20 protein-coding genes are annotated in these 26803 nt (G+C 40.7%); 11 read left to right on the top strand and 9 right to left on the bottom strand.

Going from position 1 to position 26803, the window contains the following annotated elements; translation table 11 throughout:
• The 3 genes from AAG807_RS13880 to AAG807_RS13890 form a co-directional block, all read left to right on the top strand.
• The coding region (locus AAG807_RS13880) for a UbiA family prenyltransferase (protein ID WP_341905064.1) at positions 1–436 on the top strand (436 nt) is incomplete at its 5' end.
• Entirely contained in the window at positions 424–1458 is a 1035-nt protein-coding gene (locus tag AAG807_RS13885; RefSeq protein ID WP_341905068.1) for an o-succinylbenzoate synthase, read from the top strand. The genes AAG807_RS13880 and AAG807_RS13885, both read left to right, overlap by 13 nt.
• 72 nt (positions 1459–1530) lie before the next feature.
• Positions 1531–2493, top strand: coding sequence for a nitronate monooxygenase (locus AAG807_RS13890; protein ID WP_341905071.1), 963 nt, complete (start codon positions 1531–1533; stop codon positions 2491–2493).
• Between the two features lie 87 nt (positions 2494–2580).
• On the opposite strand, the gene dnaK is transcribed toward AAG807_RS13890, so the two are convergent.
• The 3 genes from dnaK to AAG807_RS13905 all read right to left on the bottom strand — a co-directional run bounded on the left by dnaK (position 2581) and on the right by AAG807_RS13905 (position 7773).
• Positions 2581–4494 (bottom strand): molecular chaperone DnaK, encoded by a 1914-nt coding sequence (gene dnaK, locus AAG807_RS13895; protein WP_341905073.1) that lies wholly within the window; start codon positions 4492–4494, stop codon positions 2581–2583.
• A 194-nt stretch (positions 4495–4688) separates the two neighbouring features.
• A complete protein-coding gene (locus AAG807_RS13900) occupies positions 4689–6173 on the bottom strand; it encodes an amino acid permease (RefSeq protein ID WP_341905075.1) in 1485 nt (494 codons plus the stop codon).
• Between the two features lie 61 nt (positions 6174–6234).
• A complete protein-coding gene (locus AAG807_RS13905; RefSeq protein ID WP_341905077.1) occupies positions 6235–7773 on the bottom strand; it encodes an amino acid permease in 1539 nt (512 codons plus the stop codon).
• Between the two features lie 147 nt (positions 7774–7920).
• Here AAG807_RS13905 and AAG807_RS13910 point away from each other — a divergent pair, with 147 nt between their 5' ends.
• Together AAG807_RS13910 and alaS are read left to right on the top strand one after the other, a co-directional pair.
• On the top strand, positions 7921–9606 hold the full coding sequence (locus tag AAG807_RS13910) for an AarF/ABC1/UbiB kinase family protein (protein ID WP_341905079.1): 1686 nt from the start codon (positions 7921–7923) through the stop codon (positions 9604–9606).
• Between the two features lie 97 nt (positions 9607–9703).
• Positions 9704–12319, top strand: a complete 2616-nt coding sequence (alaS, locus tag AAG807_RS13915) for an alanine--tRNA ligase (RefSeq protein ID WP_341905081.1) — start codon at positions 9704–9706, stop codon at positions 12317–12319.
• On the opposite strand, the gene AAG807_RS13920 is transcribed toward alaS, so the two are convergent.
• Positions 12316–13812, bottom strand: a complete 1497-nt coding sequence (locus AAG807_RS13920) for a polysaccharide biosynthesis C-terminal domain-containing protein (protein WP_341905083.1) — start codon at positions 13810–13812, stop codon at positions 12316–12318. The two genes, alaS and AAG807_RS13920, sit on opposite strands and share 4 nt — an antisense overlap.
• Before the next feature lie 689 nt (positions 13813–14501).
• Between AAG807_RS13920 and AAG807_RS13925 the strand changes: the two genes are divergently transcribed.
• The gene (locus tag AAG807_RS13925; protein ID WP_341905086.1) at positions 14502–15209 is read left to right on the top strand and encodes an FkbM family methyltransferase; all 708 of its coding nucleotides are present in this window, start codon (positions 14502–14504) and stop codon (positions 15207–15209) included.
• Positions 15209–15988, top strand: a complete 780-nt coding sequence (locus AAG807_RS13930) for a class I SAM-dependent methyltransferase (protein ID WP_341905089.1) — start codon at positions 15209–15211, stop codon at positions 15986–15988. The genes AAG807_RS13925 and AAG807_RS13930 overlap by 1 nt, the downstream gene beginning before the upstream one ends.
• Here the strand turns inward: AAG807_RS13930 and AAG807_RS13935 are convergent.
• The 4 genes from AAG807_RS13935 to gmd are packed head-to-tail and all read right to left on the bottom strand — an operon-like array spanning position 15977 to position 20352.
• Entirely contained in the window at positions 15977–17227 is a 1251-nt protein-coding gene (locus AAG807_RS13935) for a glycosyltransferase (protein ID WP_341905093.1), read from the bottom strand. The genes AAG807_RS13930 and AAG807_RS13935 overlap by 12 nt on opposite strands.
• Positions 17228–17234: 7 nt before the next feature.
• Positions 17235–18383: a hypothetical protein gene (locus AAG807_RS13940; protein ID WP_341905095.1), complete on the bottom strand. Its 1149-nt coding sequence runs from the start codon at positions 18381–18383 to the stop codon at positions 17235–17237.
• Positions 18384–18389: 6 nt separating this feature from the next.
• A complete protein-coding gene (locus AAG807_RS13945; RefSeq protein WP_341905098.1) occupies positions 18390–19322 on the bottom strand; it encodes a GDP-L-fucose synthase in 933 nt (310 codons plus the stop codon).
• Positions 19323–19326: 4 nt separating this feature from the next.
• A complete protein-coding gene (gene gmd, locus AAG807_RS13950) occupies positions 19327–20352 on the bottom strand; it encodes a GDP-mannose 4,6-dehydratase (RefSeq protein ID WP_341905102.1) in 1026 nt (341 codons plus the stop codon).
• A 223-nt stretch (positions 20353–20575) separates the two neighbouring features.
• Between gmd and AAG807_RS13955 the strand changes: the two genes are divergently transcribed.
• Genes AAG807_RS13955 through AAG807_RS13970 form a run of 4 tightly spaced genes read left to right on the top strand, consistent with a single transcriptional unit; the run spans position 20576 to position 23634 of the window.
• Positions 20576–21202, top strand: a complete 627-nt coding sequence (locus tag AAG807_RS13955) for a hypothetical protein (protein ID WP_341905106.1) — start codon at positions 20576–20578, stop codon at positions 21200–21202.
• A gap of 47 nt (positions 21203–21249) precedes the next feature.
• The gene (locus AAG807_RS13960) at positions 21250–21912 is read left to right on the top strand and encodes a hypothetical protein (RefSeq protein WP_341905108.1); all 663 of its coding nucleotides are present in this window, start codon (positions 21250–21252) and stop codon (positions 21910–21912) included.
• Between the two features lie 10 nt (positions 21913–21922).
• Positions 21923–22693: a class I SAM-dependent methyltransferase gene (locus AAG807_RS13965; protein WP_341905111.1), complete on the top strand. Its 771-nt coding sequence runs from the start codon at positions 21923–21925 to the stop codon at positions 22691–22693.
• Between the two features lie 26 nt (positions 22694–22719).
• Positions 22720–23634, top strand: a complete 915-nt coding sequence (locus AAG807_RS13970) for a glycosyltransferase family A protein (protein WP_341905113.1) — start codon at positions 22720–22722, stop codon at positions 23632–23634.
• Between the two features lie 53 nt (positions 23635–23687).
• Here AAG807_RS13970 and AAG807_RS13975 read toward each other — a convergent pair whose 3' ends face one another.
• A complete protein-coding gene (locus AAG807_RS13975) occupies positions 23688–26693 on the bottom strand; it encodes a YfhO family protein (RefSeq protein ID WP_341905115.1) in 3006 nt (1001 codons plus the stop codon).
• Between the last annotated feature and the right edge of the window lie 110 nt (positions 26694–26803).

Raw genomic sequence — 26803 nt, forward strand, 5'->3', positions numbered from 1 at the left:
ATTAGTTAGTGTTATCGGTGTTTACCCCTTGTTTTCCGACACACTCTCCTGGATATTGATACTTCCTGCAATAACTATCGGTTTCCTCAGTACAGCCGTTCTAAATCTGAATAACTTAAGAGATCGCGAAAACGATGAAAAAGTTGGCAAAAGAACGCTTGTTGTAAAATTGGGAGCTTCAAACGCAAAGAAGTACCATTACTTTTTAATCATCACTGCCTTTTCCAGTTGGATCGTATTTTTGATCCTCACCCGGAATTGGCTCGGATTCATTTCTTTGATCCCGATTATTTTATTTATTAAACACCTGCTCTTTGTAGCTAAGAACACCGTTCCAAGAGAATTGGATTCCCAGCTAAAAATTGTTGCTTTGGGAACTTTCTTTATCAGTATTCTTTATGTGATTAGCGTTTCTATCAACCAATGGATCCTATAAAACAACTCATAGCTTCATTTGAAGCGTTCACCCTGGACTTTAAACGTCCGAGTGGAACAAGTCGTGGTGTTTTAACACAAAAGAAAGGATGGAAGCTTAAATTGGCTAATTCTGATGGCGTGGTCGGTTTGGGAGAATGTTCGGTAATTCCGGGTTTATCTCCGGATTATGTTTCTGATGAGCAGTATGAATCCAAATTGACCGAAGTCTGTCAAGATCCCGCTCGTTTTATTGAGAACAAAAATCTTCTGAATGATTTCCCATCCATCCTATTCGGTTTGGAAAGTGCGTATTTTGATCTGATCAACGGAGGAAAACAAATTTACTTCGAATCTGCAAAAGCATCCACAGGATTCAGTATCCCGATCAACGGTCTGATCTGGATGGGAGATCCCGGTTATATGCGAGACCAGATTGCAGAAAAACTCGACGCAGGATTTACATGTATCAAGTTAAAAGTAGGAGCAATTGATTTTAAACAGGAATTAAAGTTGTTAGAAGGGATTCGTTCCAGATACGACGCCTCACAAATTGTGCTACGGGTGGATGCAAATGGCGCATTTAAAATGGAGGATGCTTTTTGGAAACTGAAGGAATTAGCTCAACTCGATTTACACAGCATAGAGCAACCTATCAAAGCCGGTTCTTGGAAGGAAATGAAAGACCTTTGTGAGAAAACCCCATTACCAATAGCACTGGATGAAGAATTGATCGGAATCAATGAACGGGAACGAAAGATCGATCTATTGAACACCATCACCCCGCAGTTCATCATTCTGAAACCAAGTCTGCACGGAGGATTCAGCGGAACAAGTGAATGGATCAAATTGGCAGAAGCAAGACAAATTCCGTGGTGGATCACTTCCGCTTTGGAAAGCAATATCGGTCTGAATGCGATTGCACAATTTACAGCTGATTATAATCCAGTTTTACCGCAAGGATTGGGAACAGGAGGATTGTATGAAACAAACTTTGAGGCTCCTCTGAAAATAAAAGCCGGATTTCTCCATTTTACGGGTTAGAATTTCATCCTCCCGTACCCGTTTTATTCGTAATTTCCAATTGGTAAATTATAGCTGAAAAATCTATCACATATGAATATTGAAGAACTTAAAAAAAGCGTCTCATTACCTGTTATCGCTTCCCCCATGTTTCTGGTTTCAGGAAGTAAATTAGTGATCGAATGCTGCAAAAATGGAATTATAGGAACTTTGCCTTCCCTCAACGGAAGAAGTTCAGCAGACTTCGAACAATTATTGATCGAGATCACAACTGCCCTAAAAACATTTGAGGAGGAATCCAATACAAAACCGGCACCTTATGGGATCAACCTCATTGTAAACAAAACCAACCCGCGGCTGATGGCTGATTTAGAGCTTTGCATCAAATACAAAGTTCCCTTGGTCATTACTTCACTGGGCGCGGTCAAGGAAGTGGTGGATGCAGTACATTCCTATGGTGGTTTGGTCTTTCACGATGTGATTAAAAAGCGCCATGCTGAAAAAGCTATTGAATCGGGTGTGGACGGGATTATTGCAGTAGCAAACGGTGCGGGAGGTCATGCAGGAACAGCAAACCCTTTTGCTTTGGTGGCAGAAATCCGTTCGTTTTATGACGGAGCATTGATTTTAGCCGGAGCAATCACGAAAGGAAAAGATATCCTTGCGGCTCAAACGATGGGCGCAGATTTTGCTTACATGGGAACACGGTTTATTGCAACTGAAGAAAGTATGGCACAACCAGCTTACAAGGAAATGCTTGTTGCTTCTCACATAGAGGACATTATTTATACGGATGGGATTTCGGGTGTCAATGCAAACTTTCTTTTGCCTAGTATTGAAAAATCAGGTGTTGATATTACAGAGAAAAAAGAAGAAGACTTTTCTAAATTAACTGCAGAACACGGAAAGGCTTGGAAAGATATTTGGTCCGCAGGTCAGGGAACCACCGGAATTGAAAAGATAGACACTACAGCTAATGTGATTCATTCATTGAAAAACGAATACAAAATTGCCCTTTTGGAAAACCAGCAAAGACTCGATAGAATTGATTTTTAAAGCTGATTCAGCACAAAACAAGACAAAAAAAAGGGTTCCTGCTATGCAAGAACCCTTTTTCGTGTTAATTTATTCTTTATTGATAAGTTACTTCTTATCGTTCTCGTTTACTTCTTCAAAGTCAACATCAGTTACTTCGTCACCCGCGTTTCCGCCAGCGTTACCACCTTGTTGAGCTCCCTGATCTGCACCACCAGCGTTTGCTGCGTTATACATTTCTTGAGAAGCTGCTTGGAAAGCTGTATTCAAACGCTCCATTGCCGGTTCCAAATTCGCCATGTTCTTCGCATCAAACTCCGTTTTCAAAGCTGCCAAAGCATCTTCAATCGGTTGTTTCTTATCAGCAGGAATTTTATCACCGTACTCTTTCAATTGACGCTCTGTTTGGAAAATCAATGAATCCGCTTTATTCAACGTTTCAGCTTCCTGCATACGTTTTTTATCTGCATCTGCATTTGCTTCTGCTTCTGCTTTCATACGCTTGATTTCTTCATCAGACAAACCTGAAGATGCCTCAATCTTGATTGATTGCTCTTTTCCTGTTCCTTTGTCTTTTGCAGAAATGTGCATGATACCGTTCGCATCCACATCGAATGTTACTTCAATTTGTGGCTCACCACGACGTGCAGGTGGAATGTCTGTCAATGAGAAACGACCCAATGTCTTGTTGTCGCCTGCCATCGGACGTTCACCTTGCAATACGTGAATATCTACTGCCGGTTGATTATCTGCTGCCGTTGAGAACGTCTCAGATTTTTTAGTCGGAATAGTTGTATTTGACTCGATCAATTTCGTGAATACTCCACCCATTGTTTCAATTCCTAAAGACAATGGAATCACATCCAACAATAAGACATCTTTCACCTCACCTGTCAATACACCTCCTTGAATTGCTGCTCCAACTGCTACAACCTCATCCGGGTTCACCCCTTTTGAAGGAGCTTTTCCGAAGAAACGTTGAACAGCGTCCTGGATTACAGGAATACGTGTAGATCCACCAACCAAGATCACTTCATCGATATCGCTTGTAGACAATCCTGCATTTTGAAGGGCAGAACGACAAGGAGCGATAGTTCTTTCAACGATAGTAGCGATCAATTGCTCGAATTTCGAACGTTGTAATGTTCTAACCAAGTGTTTTGGAATACCATTCACCGGCATGATGTATGGCAAGTTGATCTCAGAAGAAGTCGTAGAAGACAATTCAATTTTTGCTTTCTCAGCAGCTTCTTTCAAACGTTGCAAAGCCATTGGGTCCTGACGTAAATCCAAACCTTCTTCAGCTTTGAATTCTTCAGCCAACCAGTTGATGATTGCATCATCCACATCGTCACCACCTAAGTGTGTATCTCCATCTGTTGCCAATACTTCGAACACTCCGTCTCCCAATTCAAGGACAGAAACGTCATGAGTACCACCTCCAAAGTCAAATACCACGATCTTTTGGTCAATTCCTTTTTTATCCAAACCGTAAGCTAACGCAGCAGCTGTAGGCTCGTTGATAATACGTTTGATTGTCAAACCAGCGATTTCACCTGCTTCTTTTGTTGCCTGACGTTGTGCATCATTAAAGTAAGCAGGAACGGTAACAACCGCTTCAGTCACCTCATGACCTAAATAGTCTTCAGCAGTTTTCTTCATTTTCTGAAGAATCATTGCAGAAATTTCTTGTGGTGTATACATACGACCATCAATATCCACACGTGGAGTATTGTTATCGCCTTTCACCACTTTATAAGGTACACGTCCTGTTTCCAATTTCACATCATCATAAGACGATCCCATGAAACGCTTGATCGAGTAAATTGTCTTTGTTGGGTTGGTAATCGCCTGACGTTTCGCAGGGTCACCAACTTTAAGTTCACCACCTTCTACGAATGCTACCACAGAGGGTGTAGTACGTTTACCTTCAGAATTTGCGATTACAACTGGCTCATTCCCTTCCATTACGGAAACACATGAGTTTGTTGTTCCTAAATCGATTCCAATTATTTTTCCCATTTTACTTGTTTTTCGTTTTTCGAATTTTCCTTCCATAAGTCAAAGGTTGTGCCAGTAGATAAACCTATCCCATTTGGGTACTTTTTGTCAGGGAAGCCGGCAAACAAGGTGCTATTTCCTGCCGATTTGACAGAATCACTACACCCAAGTCTGATTTTGTGTCAGAGTTTTGTCAGGAAATGGAAAACTGTCTGCTAAACGACTTTGTTCTTTGGTTTAAATGCCAGATAATAAATCGGGATTCCAGCCAGGATCAGCAGAATACTTCCAAACGTATCCCAGAAAGTGAATAAGGTTAGGGAAACGCATATCACTACGGCAAAAACCAAATACAAGAACGGAATGACAGGATAACCAAACGCTTTGTACGGTCTATGAGCATCCGGCATGGTTCTTCTCAACTTGAATAAACCTAAGATTGTCACGATGTAGAAAACCATCGATCCGAAAGTCGCAAACTTGATCAGGATTCCATAAGAACCCGAAAAGCACAAGGCTATTGCCCAGATGCTTTGAATCCACATCGCCCAGGCAGGAACGCCAACGCTGTTTAATTTGCTCGCTTTTTTGAAGAATAAACCGTCTTTCGACATGGCATAGAACAAACGCGAACCAGCCATGATCAATCCGTTATTACAACCAAACGTGGAGATCATAATCAATATGGCCATCAATAGATTTGCGACATTTCCAAATAACATATAAGCAGCGGAAGTACCTACCCTGTCTGAACTTGCAAATTGGATTCCGGTCGACTGAACGGCTTCTTTCGTATACACAAAATCTCCTTCAAATGGAGTTCCATGAAGTGGTAGTAAACCCAAATAAGCCACATTCGCCAGTATATACAGGATAGTAACGATAAATGTTCCCAGGAATAATGAACGTGGCAGGTTCTTTTCCGGATTGCGGATGTCTCCGGCGATAAATGTCACATTGTTCCATGCATCCGAAGAAAACAAGGAGTTAATGATGGTTGTTGAAAGAACGATCATCAGACCGACCGATGCAAGATCAGTTGTCAACCAACTTCCATCCGCTTGTTTTTTTGTAGAAGTTGCTTCCCACATGTTGTGGAAATTCTCATCAAAAAAACCGGAAGAAAAACCAACTACGATCCCGGCAACAATTAAAACAGCCAATGCAATCAGCTTCGAACTGGTAAAAATGGCCTGGATAATCTTTCCATAATTGATTCCGCGAACATTTATAATAGTTAAGATCAGTATTGTACCAACTCCAACGAAATTGGCTCCGTTGATCTTCACCGAAGCGTATTCGGAAGTGTATTCGAAAATGGTTTGATCGACCAAAACGGGGAAGAAAACTCCGGCAAACTTTCCGAAAGCTACACCAACCGCAGCAATCACTCCGGTTTGTATTACGGCAAAAGTGGTCCAGCCATACAAAAACGAAGGTAATTTACCCCAGGCTTCACGAATGTAAACGAACTGACCTCCCGCTTTGGGGAACATGGCAGCCAATTCGCCGTAACTCAAGGCACCAAAAAGTGTAATCACTCCGGTAATCAACCAGGTGAACAATAACCATCCGGAACTTCCCAGGTCACGTGACATTTCTGCAGAAACGATGAAAATCCCTGAACCGATCATACTTCCCGCAACAAGGAAAGTGGCATCCATTAGCCCGAGTGATTTCTTAGTGTTTTTTTCTTCCATAAGTCAAAAAAAAGTCCCGCTCTATCTACTAAAGCAGGACTATTATTTAAATATCTCTTATTTATTTATCGTCGTCATCATTCAGGTTCTCTGAAGCATTTACGATAGCATCATGGCCTCCCAAAGACTGTTCAAAGTTGTATTGATTCACTTTACTATGTCTTCTACTGTAAGCGAAGTACACTAAGAATCCGATACCGGTCCAGATCAAAAATGCCACCCATGTTTCAGGCTTCACAAAGAACATCAGACCAACATTGAATAAGGTTCCTAAGATAGAAACAACCGGTAAGAATGGTGTTTTAAATGGTCTAGGTAAATCCGGCTGCTTGATTCTTAAAATCAAAACGGCAACTGAGATCATCGAGAAAGCCAATAAAGTACCCATACTGCACATTTCAGCAACCTTATCAATTGGAGTTAAAGAAGCTACAATTGAAATGATCAGACCAACAATTAGAGTACTTCTATAAGGTGTCTTGAATTTTTTATGAACCACTCCAAAGATTTTGAATGGTAACAAACCATCCTTCGCCATTCCAAGGAATACACGTGTCTGACCCAACATCATTACCAACATTACCGAAGTAAGACCCGCTACAGCTGCAATGGTAATAAGAACTGTCGCCCAAGGCATTCCTATTCCTTCAAACGCAGAAGCAACAGGAGCTTTGATATCTAAATCCTTAAACCCAACCATCCCTGTTAGTACGAGAGAGACAGCAATATAAAGTACAGTACAAATAATTAATGATGCAATAATTGCAAATGGAACATCTTTTTTCGGATTGATCGCCTCACCGGATTGTGTTGAAACAGCATCAAAACCAATGTAGGCAAAGAAAACAATACTCGCCGCTGTCAATACTCCACCAAATCCCCAACCGTAATGGGAAACACCATCAATTACCTCAGCTGCAGGAACAAAAGGAGTGTAATTTTTGGTATCGATAAAGAAGAAACCAACAAAAATCACAAACAATACGACTGCCAATTTCAAGATTACAATCAGGTTGTTCGTTTTAGCAGCTTCTTTAATTCCTTTTACCAAGATGGATGTTACTACCCAAGTAATTAAAAACGCCGGAAGGTTAAATGCAAAAGATGGAGCTGCAATTCCAGCATCATGTGCTTTTTGAGCAGCAGTAACCGGGTCATTCATGAGCCACATTGGCGGATGGATTCCACATTGATGGAGGAGTTTTTCAAAATAGCCACTCCACGCAACAGCTACAGTGGTCGCTCCCATCATGTATTCCAGAATCAAATTCCAACCGATGATCCATGCAAAAACCTCTCCCATCGTCCCGTAAGAATAGGCATATGCACTTCCTTCAACAGGCAAAACTGAAGCAAATTCAGCATAACATAGAGAAGCAAATAAGCACCCCACACCTGCAATTGCAAATGCGATAGCCAAAGCTGGTCCGGCATGGTTATGAGCAGCGATACCAGTTAAGGTGAAAATCCCACCACCAATAATCGCTCCGATTCCCAAAGATGTTAAACCCCATTTTGTTAGAACGCGCTTTAAATCATTTTTCTTCATGTCTGCCTCAAAGGCACTCATTGGCTTTACTCGCCATATATTTTTAGCCATTGTATATTATAGTTTTCAGTTTTCAAGTGGCTAAAGATAGAAAAAATGTGAATGAATGCTAAAATCTAAATATTTGTTCTGAATTTAACTTACCTTATTTCACTATACTAAACTTTAACTTACATTTGATATAAATAACATTCCTGTATGTGGATCTTTCGCTTTAGTTCAAATCTTAAAAACTTTTTCCGATTACTTTCTATCATCCGCATCATTCTGGGGCATTATCTCACGAATTGGTTCACAACAGGACCTTTGCGAATCATTTTCGATCCAAGAGGTAAAAACCGGAAAACCAGATCTGAAAGACTGCGTCTGATTATTGAAGATTTGGGACCGACATTCATTAAATTCGGACAGATCGTTGCTGACAGGCCTGATATCGCTTCAGAAGGTTTGCGATTGGAGTTGAAGAAATTACAATCTTCCGCCCGACCAATACCAGATGATATCGCAATCCAGATCATTGAAAATGAAATTGGGGCATCAATCGAAACCGTATTCTCTGAATTCAATGAGAAACACATCGCTTCCGCTTCTATCGCTCAAGTTTATCTGGCTACCCTCCACTCCGGAGAAAGAGTTGTGTTAAAAGTGCAACGCCCGAATATCCGGAACAAGATCCGATTGGACATTAAACTACTTCAGATCTTTGCACGAAAAATCCAGATTCAATATCCTGAGATCAGTAACTTCAACCTCATCCAATTCATAGAGGATTTTGGAGATATCATGCTGAAAGAGCTTGATTTCATGAATGAACTTTCGAATATGATGCGGTTTACGCACATGTTCAAAGGTGACCCGCGAGCATATGTACCGAAAGTTTACAGCAAGTATTCTACGTCGAAGCTTTTGATCATGGAATATATTGAAGGTGAGGCACCTGATAATCTTGCTAACCTGGTATCCAAAGATTACGATCCGAAAATAATTGCTGAGAACGGTGTGAATGTGATTCTCACTATGATACTGAAACACGGTTTCTTCCATGCAGATCCGCATTCGGGAAATCTGTTTATCCGCGGAGACAATCAGATAGTCCTGATCGATTTTGGGATGTGTTCCAGTTTGAAACCAAAACAAATTGATGGTCTGATCGATTTCCTGATCGGTTTTGCGGATAATAACCCACATAAAATTGCCAAGGCTCTATTGAAACTGACGGAAGTGGAAAGTTTGCGTGAAATGGAAAGTCTGGAGTTTGAAATTCGGGAACTTACCCAAAAGTACGCCTACTACACCTATGATGATGTGGATATTTCCGGGTTATTTACCGACACCTTTAAGCTTCTGATGAAATACGGGATTACGATTCCAAGTAGTTTGTACATGTTGCTGAAAACCCTGGTTACCATCCAAAAAGTGGCTGAATCCCTTCACGTGAAACTGGATATGATCGCCATGGTAAAACCTTATGCAAAAGAAAAGATCAAGGAACGTTTCGGATGGAAAAACATTAAAAGCAAACTCTTAAGTTCAGCGGAAGATTATCTCTATTTGGTCGAAACACTTCCAAAAGACATCCGGACAATTGTCACCAATTTCAAACAAGGCGGACTTCAACACAGCATTAAACTCGGTGAAGAAGGCAATACCATTGGTAATACGGAAATCAGAAGACACATTTACCGTTTTGGAGCGATCATTTTGCTTGGTATGTTATTGATCTGTGCGACACTTTTGAAAATTTACAATGTCCAAATTTTTACAGGCAAGGATGGTAAACGAATTCTTCATGAAGTTTTTGGGAATTTCCCCGACATCTTCTTTGTAACCACCGTTGTCATATCCGTTTTCGTCGTACTCCGAATGATGTTTAGAGCCAAGTAAGCGAAATATTTCAGGGTCTTTCATCTGTAAAATTGACTAATTCGACTAAATTTGTGGACTTTATTATTATTGAACGGTAGTTCACAAGTTAACAACAATGACAGTACACGAAATTCGCAAGCAGTTTTTTGATTTTTTTGCGTCGAAAGGACATCAGATTGTTCCTTCAGCACCAATGGTTGTAAAAAATGACCCAACCTTGATGTTTACAAACGCCGGAATGAACCAATTCAAGGATTATTTCCTGGGTAATGCGGTTCCAAAAAACCGTCGTGTCGCCAATTCTCAAAAATGTCTTCGCGTTTCAGGAAAGCACAACGACCTGGAAGAAGTGGGTGTTGATACCTATCACCACACGATGTTCGAGATGCTTGGAAACTGGTCTTTCGGAGATTATTTCAAAGAAGAAGCTATTGCCTGGGCTTGGGAACTATTGACAGAAGTTTACAAAATTCCAACAGACCGTTTGTACGTTACCGTTTTTGAGGGTGATGAAAAAGATGGCGTTCCACAAGATCAGGAATCATACAACATCTGGAAACGATTCATTGCCGAAGACCGGATTATCCTGGCTTCCAAAAAAGATAATTTCTGGGAAATGGGTGACACCGGACCATGCGGACCGTGTACCGAAATCCATGTGGATAACAGACCTGCTGCTGAAAGAGCAAAAACAGACGGAAAACAATTTGTCAACGAGGATCACCCGCAAGTGATTGAAATCTGGAACAACGTTTTCATGCAATTCAACCGGAAAGCAGACGGAAGTTTGGAGCCTCTTCCAGCAACACATGTAGATACCGGGATGGGATTGGAGCGTTTGGCAATGACCTTACAAGACAAAACATCCAACTACGATATCGATCTGTTCCAAACCTTGATCCAACACATGGAAAAGGTATCCGGAAAGAAATACGGAGAAAACGAAACAACTGATATCGCATTGCGTGTCATTGCAGATCACGTGCGTGCTATTGCATTCTCTATTGCTGACGGACAATTGCCTTCCAATACCGGAGCCGGTTATGTGATTCGTCGTATTTTAAGACGCGCAGTTCGTTACGGATACCAGACTTTGGGATTGAAAGAACCATTCCTTTCCGGTTTATCCGTTGTACTTTCCGAAGTGATGGGCGACCCATTCTCCGAATTGATCAAACAACGCGAATTGGTTGAAAAAGTGATCCGTGAAGAAGAATTGTCGTTTTTCAGAACTTTGGAACAAGGTATCAAACGCATTGAAGGACTGATCGACGCTGCGAAAACTTCCAATTCAACTCAATTGGGTGGTAGTGCCGTTTTCGAATTATATGATACATTCGGGTTTCCGATCGACTTAACAAGCTTGATCGCCCGCGAAAATAACTTAACAGTTGATGAAAAAGGATTCAACGAAGAATTGACCAAACAAAAAGACCGTTCGAGAGCTGCAACAGCTATCGAAACAGATGATTGGGTTCAGTTGATCGATGATTCGGTGGAAGAATTCGTAGGTTACGACTACCTTCAAACGGCTGTTGAAATCGTAAAATACCGCAAGGTTTCCCAGAAACAAAAAACATTCTATCAATTGGTATTCTCCAAAACTCCTTTCTACCCGGAAGGTGGAGGACAAGTTGGCGATACCGGAAGAATTTACAATGATTCGGAATCAGTAATCATTTTCGATACGAAGAAAGAGAACAACTTGATTGTTCACTTGTCTGAAACATTGCCAAGCAACCCGAACAGACCTTTCACGGCTGAAGTGAACGAAAGCAAACGCAAATTGTCTGCATCCAATCACTCGGCAACTCACTTATTGCATCACGCATTAAGAACCGTATTGGGAACACATGTCGAACAAAAAGGATCTTTGGTCAACCCGAATTATTTGCGATTCGACTTTTCTCACTTTTCAAAAGTGACGGACGAAGAATTGGCAATAATCGAATCATTGGTGAGTGAAGCCATTCGTGCAAGCATTGATTTGGATGAAAAACGCAATGTTCCGGTCGAGATAGCAACTGAGATGGGCGCAATGGCTTTGTTTGGTGAAAAATACGGTGATACTGTCCGCGTAATCAAATTTGGCGATTCAGTAGAATTGTGCGGAGGAACACACGTTCAAAACACGGGACAAATCGGTTTATTCAAAATTCAAGCGGAATCTGCAGTAGCTGCCGGAATTCGTCGTATAGAGGCAATTACCAATGTGGCTGTTGAAAGCTATTATGCAGATCAGGAATCGAAATTGAAATCGGTGAACGAGTTATTGAAAAATCCGAAAGATGTATCCAAAGCGGTGGAAGATCTGATTTCAAAAAACAATCAGCTTCAAAAGCAGGTGGAGAGTTTCAAGAAAGAACATGCGAAATTGGTGAAAGCTGACTTGAAGGCGAAAATCGTTTCCAAAGGAGATTTCTCTTACCTCGACGCATTGATTGACCTCGATGCAGGTTCAGTAAAAGACATCTTATTCCAATTGAAAGGTGAAGTTCCGAATTTGGTTGCTGTCATCGGATCCAAAGAAGAAGACAAATGTGCTATCAGTGTTTTGGTTGATGAAGCCTTGGTTTCTTCCAAAGGTTGGAACGCAGGAAACTTAGTTAAATCTGTTGCATCCCTGATTCAAGGTGGTGGAGGCGGACAAGCTTTCTTCGCAACTGCGGGAGGTAAAAACGCAGATGGATTAACTCAGGCAATTGAAACGATCAAACAAACAATCGCTTAATTGCGTCTGAATTTGGAACGGACAAAAGCCATTCCTTTTTTAATATAATTCACGGTTTCTTTCTCCAAAGAGAGCAAATAAATCGGAACAAAAAATAATACAATAGCTAAAGTGGATTCAAATAAAAATTGGATCCACTTGTTGTTTATAAGACCTTGAGTAAAATGTCCTGCCATCATGGCGATCACAAACAATCCGATGATTACAAACTGATTTCGATGAAAAGGATGCAATTTGTAGGCGATCCAAACAAATAATAATCTTCCTACGTTGTAAACAATCAATGCGATCGATGTTGAAATTGCTGCACCCACAATTCCCCAAATCGGTATCAACCAATAATTCAGTAAATAAACCCCTATGATCAGTGACACCGTAAAGAAGATGTCGTATCGGTACTTCTTGGAGGTGGAAAAGATGGATCCGTTTATCCCAAAATACATATCCACCAATCTCCCGATCATAATGAAGAAGAACACCCAGATCCCTTCCCGGAATTCCGATTTGATAAACGAAAACAGGAAATCAATATTGACCCAGCACAAAAGGAACATCGACAGACCGATCACTAGTGAAACCGAGCTTACCTTCGTATACAATTCTTTCATCTTGTCCATTTCCCGGTGTTTCCAATAGTCTGAGACCATTGGTGCACTTACTCTGAGAATCGATTTAAAGGGAACCTGCAGTACTCCGGCTAAAAACACCACTGTAGCGAAGATTCCAGCACCTTTCAATCCAACAAACTGGGCAATCATCAATACATCCAACGAGCTTACCCAAACTCCGCCCAGGGTGTTGATATAGGAAAAAGAGGAGAAGTAAAAGATGATCTTTTTGAAACGTTTCGGAATTTGAATTGTTGAAACCCGTAAATGAAATTCATTTATACGTCCTAAGTAAAAGACGAGTATCATGGTTGGAATAATGTACAGCAAACTGTGTAATCCAACAAACAGCTCAAATGAGATGAGGTCTAACCATTTCAAGACAAGGATCACCGTTAATGCAAGACGAAGAACCACTTCATAAGCAAAAACAGCGATAATATTCTTATACAGACTTCGCAGGTAAGTTTCCAGAACAATGAAGAAGGCGTAGGAGATTCCAATCGGTAAGATCCAATAATAATAGTCCAGGAACATGGGAGATTTCTCAATATACCCTTGCTGAATCTGATCCCGGAAAAGAATATATAGTCCACTGTAAAGAACAATCCCTGTTCCGACGATCAGCAAGACAAAGGGTAGGAATCCATGATGCCTCTTCTCTTCATTTTTAAGGAATGGGAAAAACTTCCAAGTGACATAAACAGTACCGAAATTCGCCAATTGAGCAAACAAGGTTCCTATGGAAATAATCAAGTTGATCAAGCCGATTTGTGCTGTCGACAAAATGATTAGGAACAAAACACCTTTGTTGAGATAACCAATTAGAATTCCCACATAGGAAATCACTGTTGTTCTAAAAGCATCTTTTTGCACCAAGCCCATTGATGCGAAATTAAGGAATATTTTCCCGCAAAAGATTACCACTTGCTTTTACAGCCTGAATTATCAGGTATTAATCACCATAACTCCCATTCTTATTTCCCACCGCAGACGAACAGATAAAGGAAGTCGCCTACCGGTCGACTTTATTTTTTCCAAGGCATTAAATATGAATTAATGAGTTAAGGGCGTCTGGTAAGGGGAATTATGTACTTAAGCCAGGTGACTCTCAAAAGAGTCTCTAAAAACTTAACGTGTAATAATTTAGCACGCAGATTTCGCAGACTCCGACAAGGTCGGAGCGCAGATTGCAACCTGTATATATCTGCGAAAATCTAATAAATCCGCGTGCTTTATAAAAATAGTGATGCTCTTTTAAAATAATTAATTGTGGAAAAAAGAAGACAAGTTTGTTTTACCTGCGTTAAATACATAACTCCCTCTGGTAAGCGCCCATTAAAATCAGTGCATCTGCGGTAAAACAGATGCATTGCACTTCTAAAAGTCATTGGGTGTAAATAACACCTTGAATTATCGCACCAGTAAACCCTAAGCTTTACTATTTTAGTTCGGCAAGTCCTTACTATATTTAAACTTTTTGCTAAATTCGTCCTTTCTTTAAAAATGCTGCATATCAAGCGAAAAGATTATCAATTCAATCAATATTCTCCTCTATGAATTTTAAGATGAAAATGGCTCGGAATCTTATCAATATGGGAGTTCCTGTTCTAAAGTATTTTAAGCCCGATTGGCTTAGAAGATCTCAAATCTTAAAATATCACGGCATCGATCTATTGTTTGATGTCGGAGCAAATGCAGGTCAGTATGGTGAAATGTCGCGCATGTTGGGCTACAAAGGAAAAATCGTTTCATTCGAACCGGTAACCGATGCTTACCAACGATTGGAACAGGCTTCCGCCAAAGATTCCAAATGGACGATCAATCGCTATGCTTTGGGAGATGTTGCGGGGAAAACTACTATCAACGTTTCCGGAAACTCGTTCAGCAGTTCCATCCTGGAGATGGAAGATGCACATGTGGAAGGCGCACCTGAATCGAAATACATCGGAACGGAAGAAATCGAAATCAAGACACTCGATGAAGTCTTTCAATCCTTTTATGAAAAAGGGAATAAAGTCATGTTGAAGATCGATACCCAGGGGTATGAGAAAAATGTATTGATCGGTTCGGAAAAAGTATTGGAACAAATCACGCTCATTCAATTGGAAATGTCTTTGGTGCAGCTTTACCAGGACGAAGTTCTTTATCGCGAAATCATCGATTATTTGGACAGCAAAGGATTTACCCTGATCTCCCTGGAAAACGGTTTCAGTGATGCGAAAACCAAACACTTGTTGCAAGTAGACGGCATATTCCTAAATACAAAACATCTGAACTAATGGCTTCTGCGATGAACGAAAAAGACCTGTTAACCGAAAGAAAGTTCTGGGAAGATTATTGGAACAATAAACGAGATTCACTCATTGGTCCCGTTCATGAATCCGGTTTCCACAATCGGGTATTGGATTCCGTTATTGCAAACAGCAAGCTGAAATCGTCTATTGAACTGGGAGGTTTTCCGGGAACATTCTCGATTTACGTCAAAAAGAAATACAACCTGGACACTACCCTCTTAGATTATTTCATCGACCAATCGATTGTGGATGATTTGCTTGCAGCAAATGGATTGGATAAAAATGCCATTCATCTGATTGAGGATGACCTGACTTTGGATCATGAGATCGAAAAAAAGTACGATCTGGTTTTCTCCATCGGTCTGATTGAGCATTTTGTAGATACGAAAGCAATCATCAAACGGCATCTGGATTATATCAATCCGAACGGAGAATTGTTGATCATTTTACCGAATTTCAGAGGGATTAACGGTTGGTTACAACGCAAATTTGACAAAGCCAACTACGATGTTCACAACATCCAATCGATGGATCTGGATCTATTGAAATCCATTGCCGATGAATTGAAAATTGAAGATGTTTCGACTTATTACGTCGGGCGATTCAGTATCTGGCTGGAGAATTACAAAACGCAATCGGTATTTGTAAAGGCCTTTTTCAAACTATTATTTGTTGGCGGGAAAGTTTTCACGCGGATTATTCCAAGAGAAAGCAAATCCCTTTCTCCACTGATTGTACTGAAAGGAAAAGTATCACAAAAGTGATTTATACAGGCTAATAAACTGAGGGGAAACAACTCCTTCTGAAAAGGTGTTCTCTGCTTTCTCCAGACATTTGTCCGAAATATCCGGTTGAGCAAGTACCCACTCTATTCCATTAATCAGATCAGAAGTGTCTTTGTATGCAGCCAAATATCCGTTTTCCCTGTGATCGATAATATCCGGAATTCCCCCGATATTGAATGCAACAACCGGTGTTCCGCAAGCAATACTTTCCACAATGGTATTCGGTAAGTTATCTTCAAGCGATGGAGCAATAAACAAATCTGCCGCATTATAACAGGAAACAATCGCATCTACATTGCTCAATCTTCCTAAAAAATGGGTCGGGAAATAGAAATTAATCAATGACGGATCATCCACGCCACCCATCACAACGATTTCGATGTCTTTTTTAATTGGTGAATTGGATTCAAATAGGGTTTTAAGTGCTGCCGACAAGTAATGATACCCTTTTCGTTCATTATCCACTTTCACTGCAACATACAGGATCAGGATCTTATCTTCGGGCAAGTTGAATTGTTTTCGCGAACCCAATTTGTCTTTCCGGTTAAAAACAGAACGGTCAATCGGATTTGGGATGCAGCTCACCTGATTGGAATCCAGTAAACTACTCGTTTTTGCCAATTCAGCCAACCAATTGCTGCAAGCAACAAATTTCATTTTATCGGAATACATCTTCTGTTTGATATTCCATGCTTTATGAGACAGGTCATTCTCACCTGCGTGTTTTATGAGGATGCAATTTCCACAATTTTTCATAAAATGGTCACATTCGCGCGTATAATGACAACCTCCGGTAAAATACCAAACATCGTGCATGGTAACAACAATAGGTTTTCCCAATTGGATCAGTTGCCGCAAATTGGTATGTGAAAGAAAGCCCTGATTTATCCAGTGAAGATGTAACACATCCGCCTCCTGAACCAATGGGTGCTGACTGATATCAGTCCCGAAATAAGCCGTTGAAAAGGAATACCGCTCTTTCTTGGAAAGTTCATAAGGAATAAAAAGAATCCGTTCCAAAATGAACCTAAACTTACGCATCCGTTTCTTGAGTTTCGTATCAGCGACCTCAATTACCTGCGGATCTTTTGTCTGAGCGTTGTTCACCAGTAATTTGGCTTCAACTTCCTTTGTCTTGTTTAAAGCAATAGTCAACCGTTTAGCGGCAATCGATCCACCTCCATGAGTTTCATACGTACTAATGACCAGTATTTTCATAATCGGTTTATCTATCGTACTTTCCTATTTGTAAATACGCGTCCAAAACTTGTTGTTTCAATGTTACAATAATATTTTTGGTTCGCGTGGCTTTCGAGGCAATCTCTTCCTTACTGATAGTGGAAATGAAGTGCTCTATCTCCAAATTCATGGTCTCGGTTTCAGGAATGAACCAAGCAGCAGCCTTAAACATTTGCCAGTTATCACTGTGCTCGCTTCCGCAAAACAGAATCGGTCGACCGGTTGAAATTGCAGTCACCGCTTTGGATGGAACAGCTGCATGTGTCCAGGAAGTTCTCAAAGAGACCAAATGAATATCAATGTATTTCAAATGATGCTGCGCAAGTCCATTCTCCACGATCACCGCATGCTTGAAATTACGCGCATATTCCTTGACTTCCTGAGCATTGATTCCATAAACGGATAAAACAAACTGGAATCCTTCACGATCAGATGCTGAAATCATTCCTTTAATGAATTCCGGATTATGTGCTTGCCCGACGTTCCCAAAATATCCCAAGGTGACCACATCCGGGTTATACCAGGTTGGTTTGTCATCAGTTTCAGGTTCATTTGCAGGTTCATCCAGGGTAACACCAGCCGGTAAGATGATCGTCGGGATAGGTTGGTGATAATTCTGCTGAATATGTCTTGCCTGTTCCTCTCCCAGAGCGATCAATAAATCAGGAGCATGACGGTAAGTGCGTTTTTTCAAAAAACGGTATCCCAGGTTGCTTTCCTTCACTGTATTGGCAGAAACGAATCCTTCCGGAAAGAGGTCCAAAGACCAAAAAGCCCATTTGCGTTTCTTTTTCAACATGCCTGATGCCCAAAAAGGAAGTAAGGGCGGACTGGAAGTACAAATGATCAGATCCGAAGGATGCTTTTTACTCTTTTTGATCAGGATATATCCATCATAGAACATATTGAGCAGCTTCCCCATTTTGCTATTGGGATTGAACCGTTGTTTCAAACGAACCACTTTCCCAAAAACATCCATGGAAGCCGTATTTCCATCCGCATCGGCATCCATACAGAAGATGGTTACTTCCGCATCAGAATCCCTTATCAGGTATTCAGCCATTTGATTGGCCAAAACTCCATTGATATTCTTATTGGGTGGATAATGCCTGGAAACAATGCTGATTCTCTTCAAAACGGATTAGTTTTTTGAATGGTCCAAAAAAGATGCATAAGCCAATTTGACCCCTTCTTCCAAAGAAATTTTAGCACTCCATCCCAATTGATTGATTTTGCTTACGTTCAACTGTTTCTTAGGCGTACCATCGGGTTTGGAGGTATCGAACACGATCTCACCTTCAAATCCAACGATTCGTTTCACCAAATGAGCCAGATCTTCAATCGTGATATCGCTTCCCGTACCTACATTGATAGCGCCCGGATTATTGTAATTCTCCATCAGGAAATAACAAGCATCCGCCAAGTCATCCACGTAAAGGAACTCTCTCATTGGTTTTCCTGTTCCCCAAACAACCACTTCTTTTCCACCGTTGAGCTTTGCTTCATGGAATTTGCGGATCATTGCCGGCAACACATGAGAATTCGATAGATCGTAATTGTCATTCGGTCCGTACAAATTAGTCGGCATAGCAGAAATGAAGTTGCAGCCATGCTGATCCCTGTATGCATCACACAATTTGATCCCTGCAATTTTGGCAATCGCATAAGGTTCATTGGTCGGTTCCAGGGTTCCTGTCAACAAACTGTCTTCAGAAATGGGTTGATGTGCAAACTTGGGATAAATACAAGAGCTTCCCAGGAACAACATTTTTTTCACCTGATTCAGATACGAGGCATGAATGACATTCGTCTGAATCATCAGATTGTCGTACAAAAAATCACCCTTATAAGTATTATTTGCTTGAATCCCTCCTACTTTGGCTGCAGCCATGAACACATAATCGGGCTTTGTCTCTTCAAAAAAAGCCAATACATCCGCCTGATTGATCAGATTGAGTTCTTTAGAAGACCGGGTGATCAAATTCGTAAATCCCTCACGCTGCAATTTTCTGACAATACTGCTTCCAACCATTCCATTATGGCCAGCTATATATATTTTGTCGTGTTTTTCCATCTTCCTAGCGCTTACTGTTCCGAACCATCTCGATATCATTTTCCATCATGATACTGACCAGTTCATCTATCTCCACTTTTGCTTTCCAGCCTAGTTTATTTTGTGCTTTTGTTGCATCACCAATCAATAAATCCACTTCTGTTGGTCTGAAGTATTTCGGATTGATCTCAATGATCTTTTTGCAGGTATTGCGGTCAATACCAATCTCATCCACTCCTGTTCCTTCCCAGATAATATCAAATCCGACATGCTTTGCCGCTCGTTCGATAAAATCCCTTACCGTATAGGTTTTTCCGGTTGCGATAACAAAATCCTCCGGTTCATCCTGTTGAAGCATGAGCCACATCGCTTCCACGTATTCCTTCGCATAACCCCAATCGCGTTTCGAATCCAGGTTACCCAAAGCCAATGTTTGACGAATACCTTGAGCAATTTCAGCCAATCCAATGGTGATTTTCCGAGTCACAAAGGTTTTACCTCTGCGCTCACTTTCATGGTTGAACAAAATTCCGTTGCATGCATACAGATTGTAAGCTTCACGAAAGTTCTTCACGATCCAGAAACCATATATTTTGGCAACTCCATAAGGACTTCTGGGATAAAATGGCGTATTCTCTGTTTGAGGAATTTCTTGTACTTTACCGTATAACTCAGAAGTAGATGCTTGATAAAAACGGGCTTTCGGGCAGTAATTCCGCAATGCATCCAGAATTCTCAAAGTTCCCATTGCATCCACTTGGGCAGTATACTCCGGAACCTCGAATGAAACCTGAACATGACTTTGCGCTGCAAGATTATACACCTCGTCAGGCTGAATAGTCGACATCAATTTATTGATATTCGAGCTGTCAGTCACATCTCCATGATGCAGGATGAAATGTTCCCTGTCAATCAGATGATCGATGCGTTCGGTGTTAAAAACACTCGCTCTTCGAATAATTCCATGAACTACATATCCTTTTTCAAGAAGTAATTCTGCTAAATATGACCCGTCCTGACCAGTAATCCCTGTAATTAGCGCAATCTTCATTCAATTTATTTTGGCTATCAAAGATACTATTTTAACCTGAGTTCGTGATAAGCATAGCGGTGAGAATCATCAAAATGACATTTTACAGCACTGATTCGCTGCCACGCTATCATTATCAAACAAACAGAATCATGCAATAATGTCGCAAATGTTTCCCGAATCAGGTTGTAATTTAGTTTATTCCTTAACTTTGGATTTGAACAAACAGGAACTCAATAAAGTCATGATTAAAAGAACTCTAGGATCAATCTATCGGAAATTATACAAAAATGGTGTTGAAGAAAGAGCTTTCAGAAAAAGACTCAGCGCTCACAAAGGCCCAATCAAATTAGTAGTTGGTAGCTCCGGAGTATTTGATGAAGGGTGGATTCCGAGTGAAGCTCACTTTTTGAATCTATTGGATGAAAAGACTTGGTTGAACTATTTCAAAGAAGGTCAGGTTGATTGCATCATGGCGGAGCATGTTTGGGAGCATTTAACACCTGCAGAAGGTAAAAAAGCGCTTTCGGTCTGTTTCAAATTCCTAAAAAAAGGAGGCAGGATCCGAATAGCTGTTCCTGATGGGTTTCATGAAAAAGAAGAATACATTGAGTACGTGAAGCCAGGCGGACATGGTGCCGGAGCTGACGACCATAAAATTTTATACACCTATAAATCATTAAGCGAAGCTTATGAGGAAAATGGATTTAAAGTAGAGTTATTGGAATATTTTGATGAAAACAAGCAGTTTCACCACAATCCATGGGATCCGGAAAAAGGATTGATCCGTCGTTCTGAAAAATACGACAGCAGAAATGCCAACGGGGAATTGAATTATACCAGCTTGATCATTGACGGAATCAAACCGTGATTCCTGCATTTTGTAGTTAAGTTTAAATTTCAAAAAAACACTTCCTCGTGAGCACTTCGAAACCCTCCAAATTAAAGGCATTTGCAACACTGATCTCTAAGCCAAGCAGGCTGAAAGCCCTGCTTTCACTTGGACATAAAGGATACTTGAATGACATCGGGTGGTTCAATGCTTATGACAAAAAGCAATCTGTTGACGGAGCTGGAAACGCAATTCCGTGGGTTACTTATTCCTTCATCGATTTCATAAAAGACCGTATTAACAAGGATCAGCATATCTTCGAATACGGTTCCGGAAATTCAACCATTTTCTATGCGGAAAGAGCCGGTACAGTGACATCTGTGGAACACGATAAAGGCTGGTTCGATTCAATCCGAAACTCCAGTCCGGCAAATGCCGAGATGATCTTTTGCGAATTGGAAACCGACGGAGAATATGCCAAAAAAGCGGCTTCACTGGGTAGAAAATTCGATATTATCATTGTAGATGGTCGTGACAGGGTAAACTGTTGCAAATATGGCGTTGATGCCTTGTCTTCAACTGGTGTGATCGTTTTGGATGACAGCGAACGTGAGGGTTACAATGCTGCCCGGATCCTTTTGAAGGAGAAAGGATTTAAGGAATTGTTCCTTAGTGGTATTTCTCCGGGCTCACTTATTGAAAAAGCTACATCTGTTTTTTATAAGGCAGATAATTGTTTAGATATTTGAAAAATAAGTCATGACAGAATTTTTAACCGATAATGTAAAAACTGCATACGATCATTTTTATACCAATGACCAAAGTGCCTGGCGCATGCTTGGGGCAAAATACAAAGCCCAGAATATCCTGGATGTTTGCAAGACAATCAAACCAACCAAGGTTTTAGAAGTTGGTGCCGGCGATGGTAGTATTCTTCACTTTCTTGATCAAAGCAATTTCGCTCCGGAATTGTACGCTTTGGAAATTGCCCAAAGTGGTGTAGATCTGATCCGGGATAGAAAATTAGCTCATCTGAAAGAAGCACAGGTTTTTGACGGTTATAAAATTCCTTATGCAGACAACAGCTTTGACCTGGTAATCCTTTCACACGTACTGGAACACGTGGAACATGAGCGTATCTTAATCCGTGAGTTGAAACGAGTAGCTCAGCACATCGTTATCGAAGTTCCGAAAGATTACCGTTATGGAGTGGACAAACGCATGAAACATTTTTTGGGTTACGGACACATCAACATGTATACTCCGACTTCTCTCCGATTTCTATTGCAAAGTGAAGGGTTGGATATCGTGGCGGATAAATTGTCCTTGACCGATCGTGAAATTACACGATTCAGTGAGTTTGTAATTCGAAAACAACCGAAAACCATTACAAAAAGACTGAAAATAGATTTGATTTACCGGATTAAAAAAAACCTGGGAAATATCCTTGGCAAAAAGAAGCAGGAACAATATGCGAATGCTTACACGGTACTTGTAAAAAAATCGGACCAAGACCTTCAAATATTTTAAGACTGTCAGGAGAATCCCTTTAAGCCATGCAACATCTTGCCCCATTAGCATTATTTGTTTACAATCGACCGCAACACACAGCGCGAACATTGGAATCTCTGCAACAAAATGAACTGGCAGCCGAAAGCAAATTGTACATTTTTTCAGATGGTGCAAAAACTTCACAAGATGAACAGAAGGTAGCTGAAGTGAGGGAAATCATTCGCAAGGCGACAGGTTTTAAATCAATTGAAATCATTGAACGCGAAACGAATGCAGGGCTTGCAAATTCAATCATTGCAGGTGTAACCAGGTTGGTCAATGAATTCGGACAAGTCGTCGTATTTGAAGACGATATGATCACTTCCCCGCACACCATCTCTTATTTCAACAATGCCTTGAATCATTACCGTGAAGTCGAAAAGGTCATGCATATCGGATCCTACATGTTCCCTATCCGGACAGAGCATCTTCCCGAAACCTTCTTCTTCCGTGCTGCAACAAGCTGGGGATGGGCCACATGGGATAGAGCCTGGAAACATTTTGAACCCAATATCGATACACTCATCAATCAGTTTGATGAGGAGAAAATAGCTGCTTTTTCTATTGACCATACCATGAATTACTGGAAACAAATCCAGGAGTTCAAAAGCGGAAAAAACAATAGCTGGGCAATTCGTTGGTATGCTTCCATTTTTCTGAAACAAGGTTTAACCTTGAATCCTTCGCAATCATTGGTCCGTAACATCGGTCACGATGGAACTGGTGTTCACTCAGGAATGAATGACATTTACGAGGTAGCCATCAATCAACATCCCATCATTCAATTTCCGGAAGTTCTCGAAGAAAACAAAGAAGCTTACGAGGCTTTGAAAACCTACTTCGCAAATAGAAAAGGGAGTTTATGGGCAAGAATGAAGCGTTTCGCGCTAATGAAACTGCACTCCTTTTTCAAGAAATAAAAAAATCCCTCCACCGAGGTGGAAGGATTCAAATTCGTTAAAGAAAGATCAGCTTATTTTGTGCTCACTTCTTTTTTCTTCTTTTTCCACAAATAATAAAGTCCAAAACCAAACAATCCAAATAAGATGATTGATCCAACTCGGGCAATCATAGTGAATGTATCGTACTTAGGCAAGTCGTATGTGAATTCAATTTTATGCGTACCATCTTTCAATTCCAATCCGCGAAGCAGGTAATCCACTTTCAAAATCTCAGTTTCTTTCCCGTCAACAAATGCTTTCCATCCAATCGGATAGTAAATCTCAGAGAAGACTGCTAACTGATCTCCATTCACATCTGCCTTGTAAGTTAGTTTATTCGGTCTGGATGCAAGTAACTTGATCGATCCCTGTCCTGAAAACTTCTTCTTGGTCAGTTTACCTGCAACTGAAGATAACATCACCGCTTCATTGGCCGGATCAAAGGAATCTTCCACTTTCATGGAAACCAAGGATGTGAATGACTTCGCAGTATCCATTTGCAGGGTCATCAAAGGAACCAAATTGGTGTTTCCTTTCACATCCATTACAAACATCGCTTCTTGTCCTTTTGGAAGTCCACTTGCAAGCTGCACAGTAATGGAATCAGGACGACCCGGAACCACATACTGCATTTTTTCGCCTCCATAAACCACCGCACTTTTAACCGGTAACTTATTTACCAAAAGAACTCCAGTTCCTTTATTTTGCAATTTAAATTTGTTTCCAAGAGCTCTGATTTCATCATTCGCACTTGCATACGTTTTCACATCCTTCACCAACCAAGCGTTTCCAAGTGCTGTCGGATTCGCGATTGCAGTATCCACACCGTTCTGCATGGTTTGAAGGAAGTATTTGACGTTCAACATGTCTAACACTTTGTTGTTGGTTTTAGACAATTGGAACGAAATCAGGTTATCGATATTCCGCAACTTGGCACCGTGATATCCACCCAAAGATTTATGGAAAAAGGATGCCCTACTGCTTGAGAATGCTCCTGAAAAATCAAGAACCCGGTAATTGGTAGCTGCACTCAATTCATAAAAGCGATACGAGTTGATCACATTCATTCTGGCTGCACCTGTATATTCCAGTTCATCCGCCAAAGCTTCACCTTTTGCTTTTCCATTTGCAATTTTTGAAGCCAAGGAAGGATTTTGACTCACTTCAGACATTAAAATCTCTTCATCTCCTTTAGTTGCGGATATCGGGTAAGCAGAAATACTCGCTTCTTCCCAATATTTATAATCAGCACCGGAAGCATCATCCACCCCACCCAGGTAATTGTATGCAACAGGAAGCATATCAGCAAAAGTCAAAATAACCAAACCAACCAACAAAATCGTGTTTGCAGTCTTCTCTGTTTTGGTGTACAGGAAAATCAGGAACAAACCGCCTGCCAGAATTGCAAACAGGATTGAACGAGTCATACTTGAATGGAAGATTTCCTGTCTAGCAGATTTAACAGCACTAAATGAATCCATTTGAGAATTGACCTGAGCAGTAACAAATTGCTGAACTTGCTGCGGATTTGACAAATCCAATTGATAATTTGCCATTGCTTGCTGCGGATCCATTTGCATTACCTGGGACAGAATTGACTTGTCTAATCCGGCAAATTGTTTTGACTCCGAAGGATTAGTGTATCCATCATCCAACCCAACCACTTTTACAATGATTAAGAAAACTACGAATCCACCAAGGACAACCATGAACTTTTTCTTCTGAGCAATAATCTGATCGCGCTGCTTGATCAACTCGTTCAGGAACAAAACTCCCATAACAGGAATTGTTAACTCTGCGATCACCAAGATCATGGTCACTGCCCTGAACTTGTTATAAGCAGGAATATGGTCGATGAAGAAATCTGTCAGCCCCATGAAGTTCTTACCCCAGGAAAGCATGATCGTCAAAACAGTCACTGCGAAAAGCCACCATTTGATCTTATCCTTCATGAAGAACAATCCGAGTATAGCCAACAAGAAGGCAATTACTCCAATGTAAACCGGTCCGGAAGTGATTGGTTGAGTTCCCCAATAGGAATAACCATTCATCGCACTATTGATTTGGTCTTGGGGCAAATCACTGTTTTGAATTTTCTCAGCAAAGGGAGAATTACCAATTGGTTCAGACGCACCACCTTTCACATATGGTGAAATTAAAGTGAATGTTTCTCCGATTCCATAAGACCATTGTGTAATATACATTCGGTCCAATCCTTCTTCATTTTTTACCGTTGTTCCATCAGGAGCAATGGTAATATCATTTCCTCCCCTGGTACTGTATTTCGAATAATCGTTGGTCAAAAAGATATTTTCACTATTGATGACGAAAGCCAACAAATAGACACCAATAATCCCGGCAGATGTAATGACAAAGTCCTTGACTTTCTTTTCCTTGATTGCTTCAATTAAGAGGTAAATCCCTACGAAAAGCAATACAAAGAAGAAGTAATAGGTAATCTGTACGTGATTCATCGTTAATTCAAGTGTCATGAAAACACCGGAAAGGATCACTCCCCAAAGTCGATTGGTCTTAAAGGAGTATATGAATGCTCCCAGCAATGCCGGTAAAAATGCCGCTGCTGCTGATTTGATGACGTGTCCTGCTTGGATTACAATCAACTCATAGCTCGCAAAACTGAAAATAATTGCTCCAATCAGCCCGACCCATGGATTTAACCTTAGCAAACGTGCAAAGATTAGGAATGACAGGACATGTAGAAAAATCAATCCCAATGGTTGTGGGAGAATATCAAAGTAAACGTCCGAAACATATTTAAACCAGTTCCCGGGTTTTTGAAGTCCGATCTGCTCAGCAGGCATTCCACCAAATGCGGAATTCGACCATTTTGGTTCGTCACCGGTAGATTCTCGGTACAGTTTAATGGCGTTACCCATTCCGATAGCTTCCTTGTTATCGTGTTGTTTCACTCCATAACCATCCAATTGAGGTTTAAAGAACATGGCTGTAACGATAAGCATCATTCCGATTATCGTTAAATACATCCAATTTCGTTGGAAGAATCCTTTTATATCCATAAGTTAAAATTGTTCAAGCCAAAAATAAGAACTTTAATCTTCCAAAGGGTGTTTTGCCGGAAATTATCATTATTTCTAATTTCAACCCTTTTTATGAACGAAAGCGAATT

Source organism: Fluviicola taffensis DSM 16823 (assembly GCF_943372375.1).
GTDB classification, from domain to species: Bacteria; Bacteroidota; Bacteroidia; order Flavobacteriales_D; family Crocinitomicaceae; genus Fluviicola; species Fluviicola taffensis_A.